Annotated in this window: 17 protein-coding genes and 1 riboswitch; of the genes, 13 read left to right on the top strand and 4 right to left on the bottom strand. The window is 43.0% G+C overall.

The window, feature by feature from the left end; translation table 11 throughout:
- Positions 1-88: 88 nt before the first annotated feature.
- Complete coding sequence (locus tag ABFY19_RS13535) at positions 89-2,008, top strand: aldehyde ferredoxin oxidoreductase family protein (RefSeq protein ID WP_418791182.1); 1,920 nt, start codon at positions 89-91, stop codon at positions 2,006-2,008.
- A gap of 1 nt (position 2,009) precedes the next feature.
- Here the strand turns inward: ABFY19_RS13535 and ABFY19_RS13530 are convergent, their stop codons facing one another.
- On the bottom strand, positions 2,010-3,662 hold the full coding sequence (locus ABFY19_RS13530; RefSeq protein WP_418791181.1) for a glutamine--tRNA ligase/YqeY domain fusion protein: 1,653 nt from the start codon (positions 3,660-3,662) through the stop codon (positions 2,010-2,012).
- 425 nt (positions 3,663-4,087) lie between these two features.
- Between ABFY19_RS13530 and ABFY19_RS13525 the strand changes: the two genes are divergently transcribed.
- Together ABFY19_RS13525 and ABFY19_RS13520 are read left to right on the top strand one after the other, a co-directional pair.
- A complete protein-coding gene (locus tag ABFY19_RS13525) occupies positions 4,088-6,124 on the top strand; it encodes an Ig-like domain-containing protein (protein WP_418791180.1) in 2,037 nt (678 codons plus the stop codon).
- A 229-nt stretch (positions 6,125-6,353) separates the two neighbouring features.
- Positions 6,354-10,613: an acyl-CoA dehydratase activase-related protein gene (locus tag ABFY19_RS13520; RefSeq protein ID WP_418791179.1), complete on the top strand. Its 4,260-nt coding sequence runs from the start codon at positions 6,354-6,356 to the stop codon at positions 10,611-10,613.
- An 81-nt stretch (positions 10,614-10,694) separates the two neighbouring features.
- Here the strand turns inward: ABFY19_RS13520 and ABFY19_RS13515 are convergent, their stop codons facing one another.
- Positions 10,695-11,297, bottom strand: a complete 603-nt coding sequence (locus ABFY19_RS13515; protein ID WP_418791178.1) for a DUF1836 domain-containing protein — start codon at positions 11,295-11,297, stop codon at positions 10,695-10,697.
- Between the two features lie 320 nt (positions 11,298-11,617).
- Between ABFY19_RS13515 and ABFY19_RS13510 the strand changes: the two genes are divergently transcribed.
- From ABFY19_RS13510 to ABFY19_RS13500, 3 genes are read left to right on the top strand one after another with little or no spacing between them, the layout of a single operon-like run.
- On the top strand, positions 11,618-12,301 hold the full coding sequence (locus ABFY19_RS13510; protein ID WP_418791177.1) for a PspA/IM30 family protein: 684 nt from the start codon (positions 11,618-11,620) through the stop codon (positions 12,299-12,301).
- Positions 12,302-12,325: 24 nt separating this feature from the next.
- Positions 12,326-12,856: an NfeD family protein gene (locus ABFY19_RS13505; RefSeq protein WP_418791176.1), complete on the top strand. Its 531-nt coding sequence runs from the start codon at positions 12,326-12,328 to the stop codon at positions 12,854-12,856.
- A 23-nt stretch (positions 12,857-12,879) separates the two neighbouring features.
- The gene (locus tag ABFY19_RS13500) at positions 12,880-14,364 is read left to right on the top strand and encodes an SPFH domain-containing protein (protein ID WP_418791175.1); all 1,485 of its coding nucleotides are present in this window, start codon (positions 12,880-12,882) and stop codon (positions 14,362-14,364) included.
- A gap of 6 nt (positions 14,365-14,370) precedes the next feature.
- On the opposite strand, the gene ABFY19_RS13495 is transcribed toward ABFY19_RS13500, so the two are convergent.
- The gene (locus ABFY19_RS13495; RefSeq protein ID WP_418791174.1) at positions 14,371-14,580 is read right to left on the bottom strand and encodes an ATP-binding protein; all 210 of its coding nucleotides are present in this window, start codon (positions 14,578-14,580) and stop codon (positions 14,371-14,373) included.
- A 167-nt stretch (positions 14,581-14,747) separates the two neighbouring features.
- Positions 14,748-14,849: riboswitch (TPP riboswitch) on the top strand.
- A gap of 73 nt (positions 14,850-14,922) precedes the next feature.
- On the opposite strand from ABFY19_RS13495, the gene thiS reads away from it, so the two are divergent.
- The 6 genes from thiS (at position 14,923) to ypeB (ending at position 20,290) form a co-directional block, all read left to right on the top strand.
- The gene (thiS, locus tag ABFY19_RS13490; protein ID WP_418791173.1) at positions 14,923-15,123 is read left to right on the top strand and encodes a sulfur carrier protein ThiS; all 201 of its coding nucleotides are present in this window, start codon (positions 14,923-14,925) and stop codon (positions 15,121-15,123) included.
- Between the two features lie 3 nt (positions 15,124-15,126).
- Positions 15,127-15,900: a thiazole synthase gene (locus ABFY19_RS13485; RefSeq protein ID WP_418791172.1), complete on the top strand. Its 774-nt coding sequence runs from the start codon at positions 15,127-15,129 to the stop codon at positions 15,898-15,900.
- Between the two features lie 29 nt (positions 15,901-15,929).
- Entirely contained in the window at positions 15,930-17,033 is a 1,104-nt protein-coding gene (gene thiH / locus ABFY19_RS13480; RefSeq protein WP_418791171.1) for a 2-iminoacetate synthase ThiH, read from the top strand.
- A gap of 60 nt (positions 17,034-17,093) precedes the next feature.
- Positions 17,094-17,927, top strand: coding sequence for a 4Fe-4S binding protein (locus ABFY19_RS13475; RefSeq protein ID WP_418791170.1), 834 nt, complete (start codon positions 17,094-17,096; stop codon positions 17,925-17,927).
- A gap of 249 nt (positions 17,928-18,176) precedes the next feature.
- Complete coding sequence (sleB, locus tag ABFY19_RS13470; RefSeq protein WP_418791169.1) at positions 18,177-18,875, top strand: spore cortex-lytic enzyme; 699 nt, start codon at positions 18,177-18,179, stop codon at positions 18,873-18,875.
- A 59-nt stretch (positions 18,876-18,934) separates the two neighbouring features.
- A complete protein-coding gene (gene ypeB / locus ABFY19_RS13465; protein ID WP_418791168.1) occupies positions 18,935-20,290 on the top strand; it encodes a germination protein YpeB in 1,356 nt (451 codons plus the stop codon).
- A gap of 1 nt (position 20,291) precedes the next feature.
- On the opposite strand, the gene ABFY19_RS13460 is transcribed toward ypeB, so the two are convergent.
- On the bottom strand, positions 20,292-22,298 hold the full coding sequence (locus ABFY19_RS13460) for a penicillin-binding protein 1A (RefSeq protein ID WP_418791167.1): 2,007 nt from the start codon (positions 22,296-22,298) through the stop codon (positions 20,292-20,294).
- Positions 22,299-22,482: 184 nt separating this feature from the next.
- Between ABFY19_RS13460 and ABFY19_RS13455 the strand changes: the two genes are divergently transcribed.
- Positions 22,483-24,000 (top strand): two-component system sensor histidine kinase NtrB, encoded by a 1,518-nt coding sequence (locus ABFY19_RS13455; RefSeq protein ID WP_418791166.1) that lies wholly within the window; start codon positions 22,483-22,485, stop codon positions 23,998-24,000.
- Positions 24,001-24,005: the final 5 nt, after the last annotated feature.

Raw genomic sequence — 24,005 nt, 5'->3', positions numbered from 1 at the left:
TACAATATTTATTACTGAAATACAAGGCCGGGAACAATGGCTGCTTTAAGTGGTAAATATCTAAAGCAACTGTGAAGGGAATGATTTTATGTATGGTTGGTTTAATTGCCGTCTGCGGGTGAACCTTACGATAGGCAGTTTGCAGCGAGAAATCATAGGGGAGCAGGTTTTGCGTGCATTTATTGGCGGCCGCGGTCTTAATGACTGGGTGTTGTTTCAGGAAGTGCCGGCAGATGCAGACCCTCTTTCTTCGGACAATGTAATCTGTTTTGCCCCCGGACCATTGACAGGCACGGCTGTACCTATGAATTCCCGTTGTGAAGTAAGTACTATTGGGCCTCACAGCAATATCCTTGGTGATGGGAATGGAGGAAATATTTTTCCTTATAAAATGAAGCGTTCCGGACTTGACCAGATTGTTGTCACCGGGAGATCTGAAATCCCGGTTTATCTTTGGATTGAAAATGATAAGGTGGAATTATGTGATGCATCCGCATTCTGGGGTATGAATACATGGGAGACAACCGATGCTTTGAAGAAAATTCATGGCAGCGATATTGGTGTGGCCTGTATCGGACAGGCAGGTGAAACCCTGGTAAGATTTGCTAGTGTAATTTTCGATAAGTTTAGTTCAGCTGCTCGCGGAGCCGGGGCTGTCATGGGTTCTAAACACCTTAAGGCTATAGTGGTGCGTGGCAGCAAAAAAGTTCCGGTAGCAGATGAAGTTAAGCTTAAGCTTTTGGCAGGGGAAGACCGGGAGTACTTTCTCACCAATCCATTTCAGAAGGAAACTGTATCCCGGGTTGGCACACATCATGGGTTGGGATACTGGTTCCCAGGCTGGCACAATAATGCCAAGTACTTAAGCAGTAAGGAAGTACCCCAACAGATTCATACAGAAGCATGGGCCAAGTATCAAACAGGGCGCGCAGCCTGTCATACTTGTCCTTCGTTTTGCAAAGATGTTTATTGTATTCCCGAAGGGCCATATGCCGGGGAAACGGGTTCGGCGATGGAGTATGAAGGCATCCACTGCCTGGGAATAAATTGTGGGATAGAAGAACCTGCTCCCATAATGATAATGCAGAATTTAGCAGACAAATATGGTATGTGTGTTATTCCCCTGGGGAACAATATTGCCTTTGCCAAGGACTTGCTTGCCCGGGGAATTTTATCACTTGATGATGTGGACGGATTGGACTTGTCCTGGGACAATCAAGAAGCCCAAATTGAATTAATTCACCGGATTGCTTTGAGGAGGGGATTTGGCAGTATTCTTGCTGAAGGGGAAATAGGTGCTGCTAAGTTAATAGGCCGTAATTCAGAGGAGTATAATGATCAAGTTAAGGGAACCGGCCGGGGACATTTTCCTCCCGGTATTTTTGCTTTGGCACATGCCACATCGACCCGCGGGGCGGACCATTTACGCGGACGGAGCTGGGCCTTTGGCGAGAACGACGGGGATTTGTTCTCTCAATTAATTGAACAGGGTTTTATCCCATCTGACGATATCGGCAAACTGTTAGCCAGTGAAGAGGCTTGTGCAGTTAATGACTGTCTAGGCCGCTGTAAAGGGTCTGTGAATGCTTGGGTTAATGCTATTCCATTGGTTTGGAAGTACCCCTTGTATGGAGGGCTTGCCAGGGTAATGGCTGCGGCTACCGGGATTTCTTTTAGTGAAAATGAACTGATCATGGCAGGCAGGCGTGTTTATTTGCTTGAAATGGCACTTAATGCCCGGCGTGGTGTCACCCGTGCCAGTGATCGTTTGGTACAGCGCCCCGAACTGCGGGATACCCCTGAAGGACTGCAGCAGCGCCAGCAACATGATGCTATGCTAACCGAGTATTACCGGCGCCGGGGCTGTAATCCAATCAACGGAGTACCGGCCCGCTCTGCACTTGAAGCGCTGGGGTTAGCTGAAGTAGCGGATGTTTTAGAGGCAGAACCGGTACGTACCTGGGATGGTCCACCGTTGTGGCCATTATCTGATTATCCACAGGGATAATCTAAAGCTTAAATGAGCTTTTTAAAGAAACTATTCTGTTAAAAACCGGCTTATCAGCAGTGGAATGTTTGGGGTCAACATTAAAATAACCGTGCCGGAAGAATTGAAACTTATCATGGGGGTTTGCATCCTTAAGGCTAGGTTCAACAAATCCCTGTAATATTTCCAGTGAATTAGGATTAATATTATCTATAAAATCTGCCGGGTCCTCATTTTCTTTATCTAAAATCAGGGGTTCATAAAGCCTGAAATCTGCTTGCAGGGCTTGGCCTGCATCGACCCAGTGAATGGTACCTTTGACTTTTCTCTCTGTAAAATCGGTACCGCTTTTGGTTTTCGGGTCATATGTACAATGCAATTCGGTTATATTACCTTGCTCGTCTTTGATAACTTCATTGCATTTGATAAAATAAGCGTGCTTTAGTCTTACTTCATTTCCGGGATACAGTCGGTGATATTTTTTAGGCGGATCTTCCACGAAATCATCCTGCTCAATATAGATTTCATGGGAAAAAGGTATTTTCCTGATACCCATTTCGGGGTTTTCCGGGTTGTTTTCCGCATCCATCCATTCTACCTCTCTAGCCGGGTAGTTAGTGATGACTACCTTAAGCGGCCTAATGACAGCCATAGTTCTGGGGGATTTTAGCTTTAGGTCTTCCCTGACGAAGTGGTCCAGCATCTGGGCATCAACTGTGCTGTTGCTTTTTGCTACCCCGATTTCCCTTACAAAACTGCGTATGGCTTCAGGTGTATACCCTTTTCTTCTTAAGCCGGATATAGTTGGTATCCTGGGGTCATCCCACCCGTCAACTATTTTCTTATCCACCAGAAGTTTAAGTTTTCTCTTGCTCATGACGGTATTTGTCATATTAAGCCGGGCAAATTCATATTGGTGCGGCTGACTTTCCATTTCACACTCCCGAATAACCCAGTCATATAATGGCCGATGGTCTTCAAATTCAAGTGTGCAGAGGGAATGGGTAACCCCTTCTAAAGCGTCCTCCAGGGGATGGGCAAAGTCGTACATGGGATAAATGCACCATTTGTCCCCGGTATTATGGTGTGAAGTATGGGCAATCCGGTAAAGCACTGGGTCGCGCATATTTAGGTTGGGGGAGGCCATATCTATTTTGGCCCTGAGCACTTTTTTGCCATCTGCGAATTCACCTTTGCGCATTTGCTCAAAAAGTTTTAGGTTTTCTTCCACCGATCTGCTTCGATATGGGCTTTCCTTACCCGGTTCCTTGAGTGTACCCCTTGTTTGCCTGATTTCATCTGCGGACAAATCACATACGTAAGCTAGGCCCTTTTTAATCAAAAGTAACGCTTTGTTGAACATTTCTTCAAAAAAGTCTGAACCAAAATAAAGGGCTTCCCATGTATATCCCAGCCATTGTACATCCTCTTTAATGGATTCCACATATTCGGTTTCCTCTTTTAACGGGTTGGTGTCATCAAAGCGCAAGTGAGTTTTTCCGTTAAATTCATCGGCCAGGTCAAAGTTTAGTACTATTGACTTGGCATGCCCGATATGTAAGTATCCATTAGGTTCAGGAGGAAAACGGGTCACAATTTCTTTATGCTTACCTGTCTTTAAATCATCAATTATAATATTTCTTATAAAATTAGAAGGGGCGGGTTTGTTTTCCATGGAGATCACCTTTTCTGTTGTATTTTTTTATAATATTAATTATTTGTATATATATTATAAAAACCCTTTTGTTTCCGGGCAATTTTTTTATTTTGCCTAAGTCGGAAGCGCATCGGCAAGAGTAATCCCTTAACTATTTTATTCTCTCCCAGGGAGATGGTATATAATACCTTGGGGAAAATGGTAATTTATACAAACAAAATATTTATTTCACATATTATAAAACGACAAAGTTATGCATTGGGTCTGGGCTATAATTAAAATAAACTTAGTCATACCTTTCTTTACGTTTAAGCACAGAATGATAAGGCATAAAAATACTTCTTTGATTATAGAATTAAATAGTATTTGGGTAAATAATTCAACCAAAAAGGGGTGATTGCCTCGAAGGAACGAAATGAAGAAAAAAGGAGGAAACCTGGTTAATGAGAAAAGGAAGAGCAATATCTTTGATGGTAATACTGTCTTTGGTTCTCACTTTCTTATCACCGGCGGCTTATGGCAGTAATGGAACCAAGGGCAGGCCGGCTCAAAAAGCATATGGGGTTTCAGGGAAGGGCGTTTTTAGAGGCGGTTCAGATAAAGGGAAGGGTGGCGGAGGCGCCAAAAAAGTAACCCCAGCTAAGGATTCCACCCATGGCAAAATTACTCTTGAGGTAACCATAGTTTGGCCTCAGGATGTTGCCCATCCTGATGAGGTTGATGTTATTTTGACAAGGGATGGGATTGATACTGTAGTTACTACTGAAGACGGTGTAGCTACCTTCATTTCAGAGGCCAGTGGTGACTGTTATTTGAAAGGTGAGGATGTGCCGGGTTTTCTGACACCGGAAAAGCCTATCAGTTTGACAGGTGATATTAAATCTGTACAGGAAACGCTTGAGTATATAGCAACCGATATAAGTGTTGAGAGTGTAAATTTAAATAAATCTGAGCTTGAGATGATAACGGGTTATCCCTATCAATTAGTGGCAACGGTATTGCCTTCTAATGCAAGTAACCGGATTGTTTATTGGAAAACCAGTGATGAAAGTGTGGCCACTGTTGCAGATGGCCTGGTACAACCGTTATCTTCCGGACCTGCTATAATTACCGTAACAACTGCAGATGGCGACTATACTGCTGCCTGTGATGTCACTGTTGTTTCCATTGAGTCTTTGGCAGACCCGGATCCGATAGCTGCATTGAAAAACGAATTAGTCATAATACCTGAAACAGTTACAGCAAATCTGGATAACGGTATTAATACACAACTTGAGGTAACCTGGACAAAAATAAATACAGGTGAAGTGGTGGAAGATGTTTTTAGGGTGCCGTTGACGAACCCAGACCCGTTTTACACCTTTATTGGTTCTGTAGCCGGGACAGAAGATACTGCAACACTAGTTATAAATGTTGATCAGTCGGGGCAGCCGGCAGTACCTGTTGTAAGTGTCGGTCTCAACTTATATGAAGTATCATTGTATGTTGGGGATAAAGTTAATCTGACACCAGATATAACACCGGATTCTGCAACTACCCAGGATGTTATCTGGACATCTTCTGATACCAATGTGGCAATTGTGGAAAACGGTACTGTAACAGCTGCAGCTCCGGGGAGTGCAATAATTACAGTGGAGACTATTGATGGCGGTCTTAAAGCATATTGCTTGGTGTCAGTAGCTCTGGCGCCTGAGCCTGCCTTAATTTTTCCGACCCAGGAGTCTTTTAATAGTCCCCAGGAGGTCTGTGTTAATGTTGCCGGGATGGTATACTACAAAAACATTACTGAACCAACAGAATATTATGTTAAGGTAGAACAAAAAGGAAGCAGCCCGCTTTTGGGTGAAGGGATTGTTACAATTGGACCTGATACGACCATTTTCAATGTATATGACGCCACACATTTTATTGAAGGTAATAATTACAGCCATGAATATTATTTATCCATGAGTACTGACCCCAGGTACCCGAAAAATGATGAGCTTACTTTAAAAACAAATTTTAAGATAGGGACTGCAGTGCCAACTATCTCCATAGATAACATCAAAGTGAGCCTGGATATGATTGGAGGCCCTTTTGAGGGAGAACCGGGAGGTATTATATTCCTCCTCTGCAGGGAATTAGACCTGGAGGATGGAAACCAATCAGATGACATAAGCCAGCTTTCATGGGAAATGTACTGTGTTAGTCCTAACGTTCCATATGACCATCTGCAATTCACCGATGAAGTAAAAATGATGGGAAGAACTAATGCCGAAGGTGTAGTTGAGTGGACAGAACCAAGGGAACCGCTTAAGCTGGGCGGATATGTCCTGTTAGAGGTTACCCCAGAGGGATATATAACCAACTTAAACCTTATTAATCCGGAATCAGATGATGGGACATTGCTCAAAGAAGTACACCTTAACAGAGATGCAGTTATTGAGAGGGACATAATTAACAATTATATTGGAGATGGTTCTGGGCCCTGGAGTATTTAAGAAAGTATTCCCGAAACTATATATTTATGTATAAATTGGTTTTAAGTGTAGTTAGCGCGTGGGAATAATGTCCATGCGTTTTTTTTCACCTTGACCAAAAGACAGGTCATAGGGATATTGAATAATGAGTCATAAATTGATAGAATAGTGCTAGAAATCACTAACATCCTACATTATTCTACAATTGCACTTTGATTGTAGTGTCTTTAGCTGACCACGGAGGGCTGATATGAACGGAATACTTAATGTTGGGCTGGATGTAGGCTCAACAACAGTAAAAATGGTTGTTCTTAATGGGGAGGATAAAATTGTATATAAAAAGTATTTACGGCATTTTTCAGACATAAAAAATACTGTCAGTTCTTTATTTGAAGATGCCAGAACGGTTTTGGAGCGTAACCTTCTGACTATAATGATTACGGGTTCCGGTGGTTTTGGGATAGCTCAAAAATTAGCCGTACCTTTTATTCAGGAGGTTATGGCTTGTTTAGATGCGGTTAGGAGTATGATTCCTCATACTGATGTAGCTATTGAGCTTGGTGGTGAAGATGCTAAAATAACTTATTTTGGCGATTCGATAGAACAAAGGATGAATGGAACCTGTGCCGGGGGAACAGGTGCATTTATTGACCAGATGGCGTCACTGCTGCAGACGGACCCGGCAGGATTGAATGAAATGGCAAAAGGGTATCAAAACATTTACCCTATTGCATCAAGGTGTGGTGTGTTTGCCAAAACCGATATCCAGCCTCTGCTGAATGAAGGAGCGGCAAAAGAAGATATTGCTGCATCTATTCTTCAAGCAGTTGTTAACCAGACTATTAGCGGTCTGGCTCAAGGAAGACCTATCTCTGGAAAAGTTGCTTTTTTGGGAGGACCGCTCCATTTCATGTCAGAACTCAGGAATCGTTTTAGTGATACCTTGAGGTTGAACAACAAAAGCGTTATTTTCCCTGAAGATTCTCAGTATTTTGTGGCCTTAGGAGCGGCATTATCTTCCCGGAAGGAACAGCCGGTGGCTTATGAATGCCTATATGAAAGATCTCCTTTTATATCAATGCTTGATATGAAAGAAAGTGGAAACATGGAACCACTTTTTGCCAATGATAAGGAGTACCGGGAGTTTACTGCCAGGCATTCTCTGCACAGGGTGAAGAGAGTCTCGTTGGAGAGCTGTCGTGGAGATGCTTTCTTGGGTATTGATGCAGGGTCTACCACAACTAAGATTGCGTTAATTGACAAAGAGGGGAACCTTTTGTATTCCCACTATGGGAGCAATATGGGAAGTCCTTTGGAATCTACCATTGCAGCACTGAAAAATCTTTACGGGCAATTAAATAAAGAAACAAACATAGTTTATTCTGCTGTCACGGGTTATGGCGAACATCTAATAAAGGCGGCCCTGAAAGTAGATGTTGGAGAGATAGAAACCGTAGCCCATTATAAAGGTGCAGAATTTTTTCTGCCGGGAGTCGATTTTGTTCTCGATATTGGCGGACAGGATATGAAAAGCATGGTCATTCGAGATGGTGTGATTGATTCCATTATGTTGAATGAAGCCTGCTCTTCGGGATGTGGTTCATTTATAGAAAACTTTGCCAATTCCCTGAACATGGATGTTAAGGACTTTGTTGGTATGGGGGTCATGGCCGGGAACCCTGTAGATCTTGGAACTCGCTGCACTGTTTTTATGAACTCTAAAGTAAAACAGGCACAAAAGGAAGGGGCAGAAATAAGTGATATTTCTGCCGGAATATCTGTTTCAGTTATCAAGAATGCCCTGTTTAAAGTTATCAGGCTTAGAAATGCAGATGACCTGGGCCGTAAAATTGTAGTCCAGGGAGGGACTTTTTATAATGAAGCAGTCCTTCGGGCTATGGAGAAGATTACCGGTACTGAAGTTGTCCGACCGGACATTGCTGGTATAATGGGTGCTTTCGGGATTGCCCTGATTGCCAGGGATCGCTTTGAACGAGGGCGTTCTTCTACCCTTCTTCGGGCAACTGAGCTGGAATCTTTTAAAATTGATACTTCAATGAAACGTTGCGGCTTGTGTGGAAATAACTGCCTGGTTACGGTTAAGTCATTTTCGAACGGGACCGAGTTTGTGTCTGGCAACAGGTGCGAACGTGGTGCCGGTAAAGAACGGGCTGAAAACAATATTCCCAATTTATATAAATATAAATACAAGAGGCTGTTTTGTTATAAACCACTGCCTCAGGAGGATGCTCCCAGGGGTATCATTGGGATTCCCAGGGCATTGAATATTTACGAAGATTACCCGTTCTGGTTTACCTTTTTTACAGAGTTGGGATATAGGGTCATTATTTCGGGACGTTCTTCAAAGAAGATTTACGAGCTGGGCATGGAAACCATCCCTTCCGAGTCGGCGTGTTATCCGGCCAAAATAGTTCATGGGCATATTGCAGACTTGATAGTTAATAAAGGTATCCCAAAGATATTTTTCCCGTGTATCCCTTATAATATTAAAGAAGACCCTGAAGCCAACAACAGGTTTAATTGTCCTATAGTTACCTCTTACCCGGAAACTATCAGTGCCAACATGGATATAACCAGAGCTCCCGGAATTACCTTTTATCATCCCTTCCTGCCCCTTGACATGCCGGAAAGGATGGTTAAACGGCTGGCGGAAGAACTTGCTTCAGAAGGCATCCCCAGGAAGGACATTGCCCGCGCAGTTGAAAAAGCGTACCGGGAACTGGAACGGTATAAGGAGGATGTACGTAAAGAGGGAGAAGCAACCCTCAGATACTTAAATGAGAATAATATAAAAGGAATAGTGCTGGCCGGGCGGCCATACCATATTGATCCTGAAATAAATCATGGCATTCCGGAAATGATTAATTCTTATGGATTTGGGGTTTTATCCGAGGATGCCATCAGGCATCTGGGTACAGTGGAAAGACCGCTTAGGGTGGTGGACCAGTGGGTTTACCATTCCAGGATGTATGCAGCCGCTGCTTTTGTGGCCGTTCAGCCAAATCTGGAATTGATTCAGCTTAATTCCTTTGGCTGTGGTCTGGATGCGGTTACAACTGACCAGATAAAAGAAATACTGGATAATCACGGCAAAGTATATACTTTATTAAAAATAGATGAAATAAATAACCTTGGTGCCGCCAGGATAAGAGTCCGTTCCTTGATAGCCGCCATCATTGAAAGGGAAAAGAAAAACTACAAGCCAGAGCAGACTGTCAAAATGCAGCCCAAAGTTGTATTTACCGAAGAAATGAAAAAGACCCATACAATTCTGGCACCCCAGATGTCGCCTGTTCATTTCCAGTTTCTGAGGACAGGATTTGAGCGTGCCGGTTATGATATTAAAGTACTCCCATCAGTAGATAAGTCGGCTATTGATGAGGGGCTGCGGTATGTTCATAATGACGCCTGCTACCCTGCAATAATTGTGGTTGGGCAGTTAATGAAGGCATTGATGTCCGGGGAATATGACCTGGACAGTACTTCTGTGATTATAACTCAAACCGGAGGGGGCTGCAGGGCTACCAACTACATTGCTTTTCTTAAAAAGGCTTTAAGGGATGCCGGTATGGAGCAGGTTCCGGTGTTGTCCCTCAATGCTTCCGGCCTGGAAAAGCATCCTGGCTTTAAAGTAACCCTTCCTATGCTGGATAAGCTCATGATGGGGTTGGTTTATGGAGACCTTTTCATGAGATTGTTATACAGGGTAAGGCCATATGAAAAGGTACCCGGTTCCGCCAACCGTCTGTATGAACAATGGGTGGAAAAATGCCAGGAATCACTGCGCAGTGCTGGGAGAAAACAGTTTAAGGAAAACATTTATAAAATTGTTGCAGATTTTGAAGCTTTTGAAATTCATGAGGATTTGATCAAGCCACGGGTGGGAGTTGTCGGCGAAATTTTAGTTAAATTCCATCCTACTGCTAATAATAATATAGTAGAACTCTTGGAAGCTGAGGGTGCGGAGGCTGTAGTACCGGATTTGACAGATTTTCTGTTTTACAGTGCTTTTGACAATAAAATTAAGTATAAGCAGTTGTCAGGAAGCTTCAAAAACATGGTTTCAGGCCAGATATCCATAAAATTTATGGAGTACTATCGAAAAGATATGAAAAAGGCCCTGGAAAGGAGCAGGCGTTTTCATCCTCCTAAACCTATTGAAGAGATAGCGCGGTTTGCGGAAAAGCACCTTTCACTGGCACACCAGACAGGTGAAGGGTGGTTCCTTACAGGTGAAATGGTTGAACTTATCCATAGTGGTGTATACAACGTTGTGTGCCTGCAACCCTTTGCCTGCCTGCCAAACCATATAACCGGGAAGGGTATGATCAGGGAACTCAGAAGGTCGTATCCCTTGGCAAATATTGCTCCAATTGATTATGACCCTGGAGCGAGTGAGGTTAATCAGCTTAACCGTATTAAACTGATGCTGTCTGTTGCTGTGCAAAATCTGGAAGCAGAGACAGTAAGCGGTTCGAAAATTGGCTAAATAAAATGGCTGCCCGTAAATTAACAGGGCAGCCATTTTTAGTGGTGTAATATAATTAGTGGTGCAATATAAGCAGATAAATTATCTTGATTCGGTTTCAACTTTAAAATACGTATCAATAATTTTTTCCGCCAGCCGTTTCTGGGCATTCGATTGAGCTATCAGCATGACTACAATAAGAAACAATTCTGCCATTTCTCGGTTATCAATATCAATTGACCGGGTTTTTTCTTTGATTACGGTAAATTTTTCGATTAGGCTGTCATAAAAGCTGTCAAATTCTATTTTCTTAAGTTCCAGGAAGGTTGCATATATTTCCTCAAGGGATATAACATCATCTTCCCTTGAGGCTAGGTTGTTTAGAATAGGTCTGAATAAAGCCCTAATATCAGTAATTGAAATAATATTTTTTAAATGATAGGTAAGAATCAGAAGAATGATGTGTTCTTTGGAATATTTCTTGTTTTGCGGAGGCATTAGCAGCCCGGCTTTAGTATAGTTATTAATCATGGTTTTAGTAAGGATTTTATCTTCCGGATGCCTCTTGAAATTTTCCATTTTGTTTTCAATGATGGAAGTGAGTTGCTCCATGTAAAGGCTAACATCGGGAATATCGGCAATTCCGATTTCACCGGGATGGGAGATTTCCTGAACAAGTTTTTCCAGGCTTTCCTTAGTAAACATAATTAACCACCTCTTCACCAATTATATAGTATTTATTACCATGTGGCAAGCTATTTAAAAAGATAAAACAAGATTTGGATAGCTAGGTTATGAAAGAAAGAGCTACGGGGACGCAGATGTTATTTTTGACCAACCACGAGAAGAGGTAACGAAAACTATGTGTTGCGGCAAAAATAAACATGTGATATATTGTGGTTGTAAAGTAAAATTCTTACATAACTTCGAAAAGAAAGGAGGAGATAAGGGATAAATGTAAAATTATAACAATGAAAAATATTGTCGAACATTTGGGTGGAGTGTTTTAAAAAGGAGTGATTTTAATGGGTTTATTTAAACGGATCAGTGATAACATCCGGGCTAATCTTAATGCCATGGTTGATAAGGCTGAAGACCCGGTGAAATTGCTGGACCAATACCTTAGGGACATGGAAGATGACATTGCCGATGCTGAAGCGGCTGTTGCCAGGCAGTTGGCTGTTGTAAGGAAGTTTCAGGCACAGTATGAAGATGCAGGAGCAATGGCTGCCAGACGTGAGGCTCAGGCTATTGAGGCTCTCGAAAAAGACCGTGAGGATTTGGCAAGAAAAGCTCTCTTGGATAAAAAACTTCATATGGCCAAAGCCGGTGACTATAAAATTCAGTTTGATAATTCCGGGGCTGCTGCCGAAACCCTTAAGTCTCAGCTTCGTGAGATGAAGGATGAATATGAAAAGCTTCGGGCCAAAAGGGACACATTACTTGCCAGGGCTCAAGCTGCCAAGGCTCGGAAGGAGATTCACGGAGCAATGGGCGGATTTGCTAAAGATAATGCCAGGCGAGGCTTCGAAAGGATGGAAGAAAAGGTTATGCAGTTAGAAGCCGAGGCAGATGTGGCTTCAGAGATGAGGGGATCCAGCAGGTCCCTTGATGTGGAACTTGAAGCTCTTGGGAGTGACAGAGAAATTGACACGGAATTAGCTTTATTAAAAGAAAAACTCAGGGTCCGGGAAGCCGATCAAAAGTAAGTAACTACTTCGGGGAGGAAAGGTATGCTGGAGCTGTATTGGGGATGTCTGGCAGGTGGAGTATTCTTTGCTTTGATTACCGTAATATTCGGAGATATCCTTGGAGACGCTTTTGACGGGGTGTTAGATGCTCTGTCATTTGACCACCTGGATTTTCTCCAGCCAATGGTCATAGTTGGAGGGATTACTGTTTTTGGCGGTACGGGTGCTACCCTTACTATGTATACCTCTCTGGATTCTTTTCCTGTTGCCGTTATATCTCTGTTAGCGGCGATTCTATTATCAATTGCCGTATATTTTTTATATGTGAAACCTATGAAAAAGACGGAAAATTCCACGGGATTTTCTATTCAAGATCTGGTCGGTAAGTTCGGGGAGGTTACTGTTCCGGTTCCGGCCAAAGGTTATGGTGAAGTGTTAGTGAAAATCGGTGCGGGAAATACCAACCAGATTGCAGCCAGTTTTGATGGTGAGGAATTGCCTGCTGGTATCAGGGTTGTGGTTGCTGAAGCAAAGGACAGTGTTTTATATGTATTTCGCTATGAGGAAAACTAATTATATTTAGAGGGAGGATTAATATGATTTATATACCTGGTTTTCTCTTTATCCCTGTATTGGTAACTGCGGTAATTGTGGTGTTAGGTCTGGCGTTCTGGGCAAGATACAAGACAGTGGGCCCCGATGAGGCAATGATTATCACGGGATCGTATCTGGGGAGCAAGAACGTACTGATTGATGAATCAGGGCGTAAAATCAAGATTATCAGAGGTGGTGGGGCATTTATCCTGCCTGTTTTCCAGCAGGCGGAAACTGTATCACTCCTATCCCTGAAACTGGATATTTCCACTCCTGAAGTGTATACTGAGCAGGGAGTCCCGGTAATGGCTGACGGGGTGGCGATTATCAAAATAGGAAGTTCTGTTGAGGATGTGGCAACTGCAGCCGAACAGTTTATGGGTAAACCCCAGGAAGCCCTTAAGTCTGAGGCCCAGGAAGTGCTCGAAGGACATCTAAGGGCTATTCTTGGCACAATGACAGTGGAAGAGGTTTATCGTAATCGGGATAAGTTTGCCCAGGAGGTCCAGGGGGTGGCAGCCAAGGACCTCAAGAAAATGGGACTCCAGATAGTTTCTTTTACAATAAAGGATGTCAGAGATAAGCAAGGTTATTTAGATGCCCTGGGTAAGCCAAGAATAGCTGCAGTTAAGAGGGATGCAGAGATTGCTGAGGCCCAAGCCATCAGGGATGCCCGGATTCAAAAGGCCCAAGCTGAGGAAGAAGGCCAAAAGGCGGAACTGCTGCGAGATACCAATGTGGCAGAAGCTTCAAAAGAAAAGGAACTAAAAATTGCGGCATTTAAACAGGAACAGGATACTGCCAAGGCTGAAGCTGACCAGGCATACTGCATTCAAGAAGCCCGCTCCCAGCAGATGGCTGTTGAAGAACAAATGAAAATAGAACTGGTCCGCAAGGAACGGGAGATTGACCTTCAGGAAAAAGAAATCCTGCGGCGGGAAAAGCAGTACGATGCGGAGGTAAAGAAAAAAGCTGATGCCGACCGATATTCAGTGGTGCAGGCGGCCGAAGCTGATAAGGCAAGAAGGCTCCGTGAGGCTGATGCCATACAGTACAAAATTGAAGCAGAGGCTAAGGCTAATGCAGAACAGAAGCGGCTGGAAGGTTTAGCTGTAGCAGAAGCTGAAAAAGCAAAGGGTACTGCTGAAGCAGAAGTAATCCGGTTAAAGGGTCTTGCTGAAGCCGAAGCAAAAGAGAAGCTTGCTGAGGCCTTTGAGAAGTTCGGCGAAGCCGCTGTCCTGGATATTATTGTTAAGATGCTGCCTGAGCTGGCCGGCAGGGTGGCAGAGCCTGTCAAATCCATTGACAAACTTACTGTTGTGGATACTGGCCATGGTGAAGGAGCGGTCCGGGTAAGTAATTATGTGACATCCCTGATGGCGACCGCTCCCGAAATGCTTAAAAATGTATCTGGAATAGATATGGAACAGTTAGTAAAACGACTGACCTTAAAGAATGAAAATCACATATTTAGTAAGGACGGTTAACAGAACTTATTTCATTTGGATAGCGCCATGTGGACAGTAATCAACACATTTTCCACAGCCGACACATGTATCTCTGTCAATTTCAGGGACCTCAGCATTAAAAAGCCCTTGTGTTTTTTGGGTGATAGCCCCAAATTCACAGACTTTTTTGGCGGCACAGAATGGTGAATGATCACAAAGGGTTTCATTAATTACGGCTTTTTTCTCATTTGTCATTTTAAAAACCTCCTTAATTTAATCAAAATAGTATACCTGAATAATTAATATTAACCCCACGGCAATTAATATACCCCTATGGGGTATATTAATTATAGCAGAAAAAAGTTTCATTTACAAACAAAAAAAAAAAATATATAATTTAAATTAATAACATCCGCTAAAATGTTGTTAGCTAGGGGTGCTCAAAAGGCTGAGAGGTTTTTTAACCAACCCTTGGAACCTGAATCCCGGATAATGCCGGCGAAGGGAAGCTAGTGTTTTGTTAACAAAGCAGGCTTGCCTTTTGGTAAGCCTGCAGCTGTTTTATTAGGATTCATTAATAAAAAGGGTGATGGTATTATGCAGATAAAAATTAACGGTAAGGTAACTGAAACAGAACCTTCACTGAGTATTGCCTGCCTTTTGGAAGCCCGGGGGATTATGCCGGGGGCAGTTGTTGTACAGTATAACGGGGATATTATTGATAAAGGCGTTTGGTCCGAAATCGTGCTCAAAGAAAATGATGAATTGGAAATACTTCGTTTTGTTGGAGGAGGTTAAAAAATGGATATTTTGAAGATAGGCGGACAGGAAATCCAAAACCGCTTGTTTCTGGGTACGGGAAAATTTGCTTCTGATGCTCTAATCCCTGATGTAATTAAAGCATCCGGGGTACAGGTGGTAACTGTTGCTCTCCGTAGGGTTGATTTTGAAAGCCAGCAGGAGAATATGCTCAATTATATCGACAAAGAGTGTGTTTTGATGCCGAATACATCCGGGGCACGCACTGCCGATGAGGCAATCAGGATTGCCCGTATTGCCAGGGCCGCCGGATGTGGCAATTGGGTAAAAATAGAAGTCATTAAAGATAATAAGTACCTGCTTCCTGACAACTATGAAACCCTAAAGGCTACGGAAATACTTGCCGGTGAAGGATTTGCGGTATTCCCGTATATGAGTCCGGACTTGATGGTTGCCCGCCAGATGAGGGATGCCGGGGCGGCGGCAGTTATGCCCCTGGGTTCCCCCATAGGGTCTAACAGGGGACTGCAGACCAGGGAGTTGGTGAGGATACTTATTGACGAAATCGATTTGCCCATAATTGTTGATGCCGGTATCGGCAGGCCTTCAGAGGCTGCAGAGGCGATGGAAATGGGTGCTGCTGCAGTGCTTGTCAATACCGCAATTGCGGTGGCCGATGACCCCGTAGCCATGGCAGAAGCCTTCAGTATGGCGGTGAAAGCAGGTCGTCAGGGATATCTGGCCGGGCCCGGGCCTGCCAAGTTGTATGCAGAGGCTTCATCACCTTTGACCGGGTTCCTGCGGGACTCTGAATAAATTATTGAAACTGATTGGAATGATTGCAGATGGGTTTTTATGAAATATATAGTGAGTTTAAAGATAATGATTTTAACAGAGTATTTAGAGATATGACAGTTCAACAGGTAGAAAAAGTAATTGGGGAAAACACGATTAATGAGACTGGATTTCTAACGCTTTTGTCTCCGGCTGCCGGTGAAATGCTGGAGCCTATGGCCCAAAAGGCACATCACTTGACTGTAAGAAATTTTGGCAGGGTAATCAGTTTGTATACACCTATGTATCTTTCGGATTTTTGTACCAACGAATGTGTTTATTGCGGCTTTAACACCATAAATCCTATGCGTCGCAGAACCCTAACTGTTGCAGAGGTGGAACGGGAAGGCCGGATTATTGCCGGGACAGGATTAAGACATCTGCTTATCCTTACCGGAGAAGCACCGCGCCAGGCATCATTGGAATACTTGGCCGAATGTACCGGGAGGCTGAGGAAGTATTTTTCTTCAGTATCCATTGAAGTATATCCCATGGAAACAGCTGGGTATCAAGTATTAGTAGCGGCCGGAGTTGACGGAATGACGGTGTACCAGGAGGTATATGACCCGGTAATTTATGACCGGCTTCACATTAAAGGACCAAAAAAAAATTACCGGTTTCGCCTTGATGCACCTGAGCGGGCTTGTCAGTCCGGGATGCGGACTGTTAACCTGGGGGCTCTGCTGGGCCTTGCTGATTGGAGGAGTGAGGTTTTTACACTTGGGCTGCATGCAAAATACCTTCAGGATGAATATCCTGATACTGAAATAAGTGTCTCATTTCCACGCATCAGGCCGGCAGCAGGACAATTTCGGCCTGCGGTAACGGTAACTGACAGGGAACTGGTCCAAATGATACTGGCAATAAGACTTTTTTTGCCCCGTGTGGGGATCACTATTTCTACTAGGGAAACTTCTGAGTTAAGGGATAACCTGATTAGGCTTGGTGTTACCAAAATGTCAGCCGGTTCCTGCACCGAAGTTGGGGGGCGGCTGGACGGGGACGGTCATGATGGGCAGTTTGAAATTTCCGATACGCGTTCTATTGCAGAAATGAAGGCTGCTATTTATAAACATGGATATCAACCAGTTTCCAAAGACTGGCTGATTATATAAGACTGGGTGTGGGCGGAATATGGGTGAGATGTCAATTATCCGCTTATGGGGGCATTATAAATGTGTGAAGAGCATTCAATCAGTGAACCGTTTTGGATGAAAAAGCTTATGCTGCTGGCTTATGGAAAATGGGTGAAGGATACTTTGGATTATTACCTTTTCTTAGGTAGAATGACCAAACTTCCTCTGATAGGCAGGGTAGTTTGTTTTTTTTCGGAACAGTATGGGAAATATTTACACGGAGGCAGGGCCGCAACGGCAGATGAATGTATTGAGGTACTGGCCGGGGCATTTAAGATAGCCGTTATGGACTGTGCCTGCAGGGTTAAATACGGGAATTGTGATAATCCCATAAGGACCTGTATTGCCATAAATACCGGGGCCGAGGTTTTGGGCAGCTTAAGAAAAGAGAGGTCTGTTTCAATAGAGGAAGCAGTACGGATTATCATGGGATCACCTGAACGCGGCCTGATAAGGTCAATTACCCATTGTGTAACACCGGATCAATACGTTATCTGCAACTGCTGTACATGTTGTTGTGTGCCTTACAGGCTGAGAAGTGAATATGGCATTAAAAGCGCTGTGGCCGACGGGTTTTTTGCGGCTCAAATTAGTAGTCGCAACTGTATTAAATGCGGCAGGTGTCTTGATAAGTGTCCCCAAGGGGCTATAGATATTGAGCAGGGTATTATTGATGCGGCAAAATGCCTGGGCTGTGGAAATTGTTTTGATATTTGCCCACACAATGCCATACAAATGATTGAGCGTGAGGAACGAACATCTCCGAAAAAGCCAGGAGCGATCGGAAAATTCCTTATGTATACAGCGTTCCTCACAGTAATTCTGCCTCTTGCTGTGGGGCACAAACTTCTCAATATTTACGATAAGCAATAAAGAGTACGCTCTCGGAAATTCGAGATGCTTCATGTTCAAGGCTTCGCGCCTTGGACTTTTTGTCTTTCTACGACAAATATAGTTTAATAGCTTAAGTCATATCAGTCAATATATCGCGTTCATAATAATCAACAATAATAATACATACATGGAGTCTGTTAGGGAAACTATATTTTATGATAGGCAATGCTTGGATTAACTATAGGTAATTATAATGAACTGGCAAAAAGTGAAAGGAGAAGGTCATTAATGCGAAAGGTTGGAGTTAAAAGATTTATTGTAATAGCGTTGATGGTAGTGGCGGTTTTTTCGGGAGTTTTAATTTATTCCCGTACTATTTCCGCCCAGACACCTAATCTGTATTGGGGTTCTTCGGGAGCTGAGGTTTCCAAGGTACAGACTAAGCTAAAGAACTGGGGCTACTATACGGGGGCAGTTGATGGAATATTTGGCGCAGGTACTGCAAATGCAGTAAAAAAATTTCAAGCAAAAAACGGCCTTGCTGTTGATGGAATAGTAGGCCCTGCGACATGGCAGGCCCTGGGTTATACGGTAAGCCGGTCAGATGAATATCAGCCTTCAAGGGGTATTTCGGCCAGGGATGATGTTTACCTCTTGGCGCGGGTGGTCAATGGGGAAGCAGCAAATGAATTGTACCTGGGTAAAGTTGCTGTGGCAGCAGTGGTTTTAAACAGGGTTGAAAGCGACCAGTTTCCGAACTCTATGGCAGGGGTTATTTACCAACCGTATGCTTTTGAATCAATTTCTAATGGGATAGCCAATGCACAGCCCTCTCAAGATTCAGTAAAGGCTGCCCAGGACGCTATGAATGGATGGGACCCTACTCAGGGAGCATTATTTTTTTGGAACCCTGCTAAACAGGTGAGTAGTTGGATATGGTCAAGGCCAATTATCACTACAATAGGGGCCCATGTATTTGCCAAGTAAAGCCGTAGTCAAGGCTTGTAAGGCAGAAAAGAAACTGAACGAGAAAGGGGATTATTATTTTGAAGAAGAAATGGTGGATGATTTCCGGTCTGGCTGCCGTATTGGTCATAGGCGGGCTGGTATACTGGGGATACGGCTTATCCAGGGACAGGGAACAGATTATTACCTATATGAACAATAATAACCAAAGGGCATTTTATCAGTTGATGGATCATGTGGAAAACATGGAAGTTATGCTTTCTAAGAGCCTTGTATCAAATTCCCCCTTACAACGAATGGTGATTTTTTCCGATGTCTGGCAGGAGTCTTTTGCCGCCAGGGAAAATCTGGCCCAGATACCCATTACAGGCTCCAGTATGACCCGGACCGCCACCTTTCTTACTCAGGCAGGGGACTTTGTGTGGTCATTGGCTAAAAAATTTGCTAGGGGCGAAACTATTAAGGCCGAAGACATCACTAAAATAAATGAGCTTCATACTGAAGCCGGGTATCTTGCCGCTGAACTGGAGAACATTGAAAAAAAGGCTGCTGATTACAGGCTTACATGGGGTGAAATCAAAACAAAGTCTCAAAAAGATATGGGACAAGAGGTCAATGTACCCAGTGGCCTGGAAAACATTAACAAAAAAATGGAGGATTTCCCCACCCTGATTTATGATGGGCCTTTTTCAGACCACATTATAAACAGAAAACCATTGGGTCTTACGGGAAACATTATTAGCAAGGAGAAGGCCGGTACCCTTGCCCGGATATTTGCGGAGGCAGGGACTTCCCTAAAATACAGGGTCATCAATATTGAGAATGTTAATGGCATAATACCTGCCTTCAGGGTTTATCTCGCATCACAACAAGAGGTAGAACCCTCTGTCACGGTCGACATATCCAAAAAAGGCGGACATACGCTGTTTATGCTGAACAACCGCAGGGTGAACAAGGCTGCAATATCTTCGGACAAGGCTGTTTCATTGGCCCTAAGTTTTTTAAAAAGCCGAAATATAGATAATATGCAGCCAACATATTTTATTGAACAGCAAAATACGGGAATAGTTATTTTTGAATATGAGCAGGACGGGATACTAATTTATCCTGATCTGATGAAGGTGAAAGTAGCCATGGATACAGGACAAATAGTAGGTTTTGAAGGCACCGGATTTTTAATAAATCACCATAACAGGCAGCTTCCAAGACCAACACTGAGTGAAAAGCAGGCTTTAAGAAAAGTAAATCCCAATCTCAAAGTTACTTCCAAAAGGCTGGCGGTAATCCCAAGGGAGAATTTGGAAGAAGTATTGGTATATGAATTCAAGGGGTCACTTGAGGGTGATAAGTTTATTGTTTATATTAATGCCTTGACAGGTGATGAGGAACAGATTGTTAAGGTAATTGAAACCAATGGAGGCCCATTAACAATGTAATTTATGGCCAGTTGTTAAAGAATCGGGGCCAGTTGTCAAAAAATCTGGGCCAGGTGTTCCGTGGGTCTCTTCTCTTTTTGGAGTCTGAGAAGAAATGAAGGGGGCAGGGTTTTTGTGGTTCGGTTCCCTTTAGAAAACATGCTGTAATAATATCGGGTGAATGGGATGTTGCCAGCAGTCCAGTATCTGTGCAGATATTTACAGTAACGATATCAGGAGGGACAATGAATTTCTCCGGGGGAATATCTTTGAGGGCATCTGACATGAAATTGGCCCATATTGGACCAGCAATTTTTCCGCCGGGAATACCCACGTTTTTTTCGGGATTATCATAACCGATATAAACACCTGCCGCTAAGCGGGGTGTATAGCCGACAAACCAGGCATCACGGTAATTTTGCGTTGTGCCTGTTTTGCCGGCAGCGGGACGTGAAATAATACCGGCAAGTGAAGCGGCGGTACCGCCGGAATCAAAAACCGCAGACAACATATCAGTTACCAGGTATGCCGTTGTATCAGAGATTACCCGCTCCGTTATTGGAGCGTTTTCTTCAATTAGATGGCCGTCTTTATCGATGATTTTAAGTATAAAGAAGGGCTTGCTTTTAATGCCTCCGGAAGCCAGGGTGCTGTATGCGCCGGTTATTTCAAGGGGAGTAACCTCTGAAGTGCCTAATGCCAGGGACAGGTATGGTCTAAGATTACTTTCTATGCCCATCCTGTTAGCGTATTCGGCCATTACAAGGGGTGTGACCTGATTAACAAGCTTAACAGCAATAACGTTATCAGAAATTTTCAAGGCTTCTTTTAAAGTAAGCGCTCGGTTATGGTAGGGAATAGTTCCGTAATCAGTTGGTGTATACAATTTGCCATTATCTTGTGGAAACTCAACATATTCACAGGTAAGGGTGCTTCCCTGCGTATATCCGCGGTCAATGGCTGCGGTGTATAAAAACGGTTTAAATGCTGAACCGGGTTGTCTTTTTGCCTGGGTAGCCCTATTAAATTTTGATAAGGAAAAATCTCGCCCACCGACCATTGCCCTAATATATCCGGTATTAGGTTCGATAGCAACGAGAGCACCTTCCAAATCTGTATCCATATTTTCCAGCATATTGTTAAAAGAATTTTCAGCTGCATACTGCATATTTAGGTCCAGGCTAGTATAAACAGAGATACCTTCAGCATAAATCATATTAGCTCCATTTTCGTATTTATCTGTTAAATATCGGATTACTTCATTAATAAAATACGGAGCGGTTTCTGACTTTGCAGTACTTGATTTTAATATAAGTTTTTCCCGGAAGGCCGCATCGGCTTCCTCACGGCTGATAAATCCCACATCAACCATTCGCTCCAGGACAATTTTCTGGCGGTTCCGGGCTTTTTCCCAGTTTTGAAAGGGAGAATAATTATTAGGTGCTTTGGGGAGTCCAGCCAGCATGGCGCTTTCAGCCAGGCCAAGGTCTGATGCATGCTTGTCAAAATAAGTTTGGGTGGCAATTTCTATGCCATATGCGCCATGACCAAAATATATCTGGTTCAGGTACAGTTCAAGAATTTTCTTTTTGGAGTATTTATGCTCAATCTGGATAGCCAGCACTAATTCCCTGAACTTACGACCAAATGTTTTTTCTCCGGAAAGGTAAAGGTTTTTCACAGTTTGCTGAGTTATGGTACTACCGCCTTCTACTATTTTTCGCGATCTCAGGTTGTGCCAGGCAGCTCCGATTATGCGGATTGGATCCAGACCAAAGTGTTTATAGAAACGTGAATCTTCAACGGCTATAAAAGCATTTTGGGTTACCTGGGGAATTCTTTCTACAGGTATCTCTACACGGTTTTCTTTGTAAAGGGTTGCAATTACCTTGTTATTTGTATCATAAACCTTTGAGGCTTCCGGCAAATTAGGAGTTGGGAGCGCAAGAAAACTATAGCCGGCAAGGGCTATACTTAAGGAAATGATTATCAAAACAACAAGTGACCAAATATATTTTTTGAAATTCATTTAAATATTCACCAGCCTGAAAGCGAGTCTGATTTTATTATATCAAAAACTAAAATTGCTATGTAAGATTCGAGAATATAAGACATAATTATTAGAATATTTCAAAATCAAGAAGGATTTCTATAAATTGTGGCGAAATTAATTTATTGGAAATATTACCATTTGCAACTAAGGGGGTGAGTCCTTGCTTCTGAAGAATGACATTAAATCCAAGGCTTCCATAACAATGCCGGAAATGCCACAGGCGATTCTTATTGCTGATTTTTCCGGAAAACTTAAGCTTGCAAAATGGAGATTAATGAGTGATGGCTATAAGGTTTACTATTTCAGAGAAATGTCGGAAATAGAGGCCCTTCTAAGCCAAGAAAACATTAGGGTGGTTCTGGTTAGTATATCGGCGGAAGATGACTGCAGGTTTGTCGAAAAGATAAAAAGTGCTAAGGCTGGTCTGGGAATAGTTGTTGTTTCAGAAGGGAAAGGACTTCACATTGCTAAAGCCCTTCATTCTATTGGTATCCATAATACTGCCGTGTTTCCCGTAGATTATCCATGGCTGAGTGCGGTTGTTGCGGCAGAACTGGAGCAGCTTAACCGGAAGAACCGGAAAAAAGCAGTTCTGAAACATAACAAAAGGTCACTGGGTTTGTCGCAGTGTAATTCAGTATTATATCAGAGAGCATTTAACCATATCAAAACAAAAATCCTTATTTTGGATACATCAGGTGAAATAGTACTTGCAAACAGGTCTATGTGTAATTTGCTTAAACTTGATGCTGAAATGGTTATCGGAAAAAACTTTGCTGAGGTTTTGGTGAATCCGGAAGTTCCTATACAGGCAACTCTTTATGAATTAATTAAAGAAATTGAGGCTGGCAAGCTGAAGGCATCTGAGGAAATTCTAAACAATTCCGCTGAAACTGAACCTGTGCCTTATGAGGTGACAGCCCACCGTATACTTAATCGTAAAGGAAAATATCTCGGGGTCTGCATTTTTGCTACAGATATCAGGGATCTAAAAAAACTTGAAAAAGTCATTGCCCACTCAGACCGTATGATGGTTGCAGGGCAACTGGCTGCTGGGGCGGCACATGAAATAAGGAACCCGCTTACTTCGGTCAAAGGATTTATCCAGCTCTTAAAAGAGGAATTAGAGGGTACTCCCAAAGAGGAATATATTAGTATTATAATCTCGGAAATAGACAGGGTTAATAACATTATAAGCGAGTTTCTGAAAATGGCTAAACCTACTATACTTAATAAGAAAGAGATCAATATTAGGGACCTCTTGGCTGATATTAAAGTATTGGTTGAAAGTGAAGCCTATCTTAAAAATATTAATATTATAGAAGATTTTCCGGATTTTTTGCCGATGCTTAAGATTGATTGCGATCAAACAAAACAAGTTATTATCAATATAATACGAAATTCTTTTGAAGCAATGTCTGAGGGAGGAACTCTAATAATTAAGTGTAATGAGACAAAAAAACGAAGAGAGCTTTGCATAGAAATTGAGGATACCGGGGAAGGGATGACTGCGGACACTATGAAACAGATGTTTGCCCCGTTTTATACTACTAAGGATTCCGGTACCGGCCTGGGGCTGGCGGTTTCCCGGGAAATTGTTGAATGCCATGGCGGCAGAATAGATGTTACCAGTGAACTAGGTAAGGGAACAAAAATACGGGTATACCTTCCTTGTTAAGCAAT

The sequence above is a fragment of the Phosphitispora sp. TUW77 genome (assembly GCF_048453025.1).
Taxonomy (GTDB): domain Bacteria; phylum Bacillota; class Thermincolia; order Thermincolales; family UBA2595; genus Phosphitispora.
This window is presented reverse-complemented; position numbering and strand designations above follow the sequence as displayed.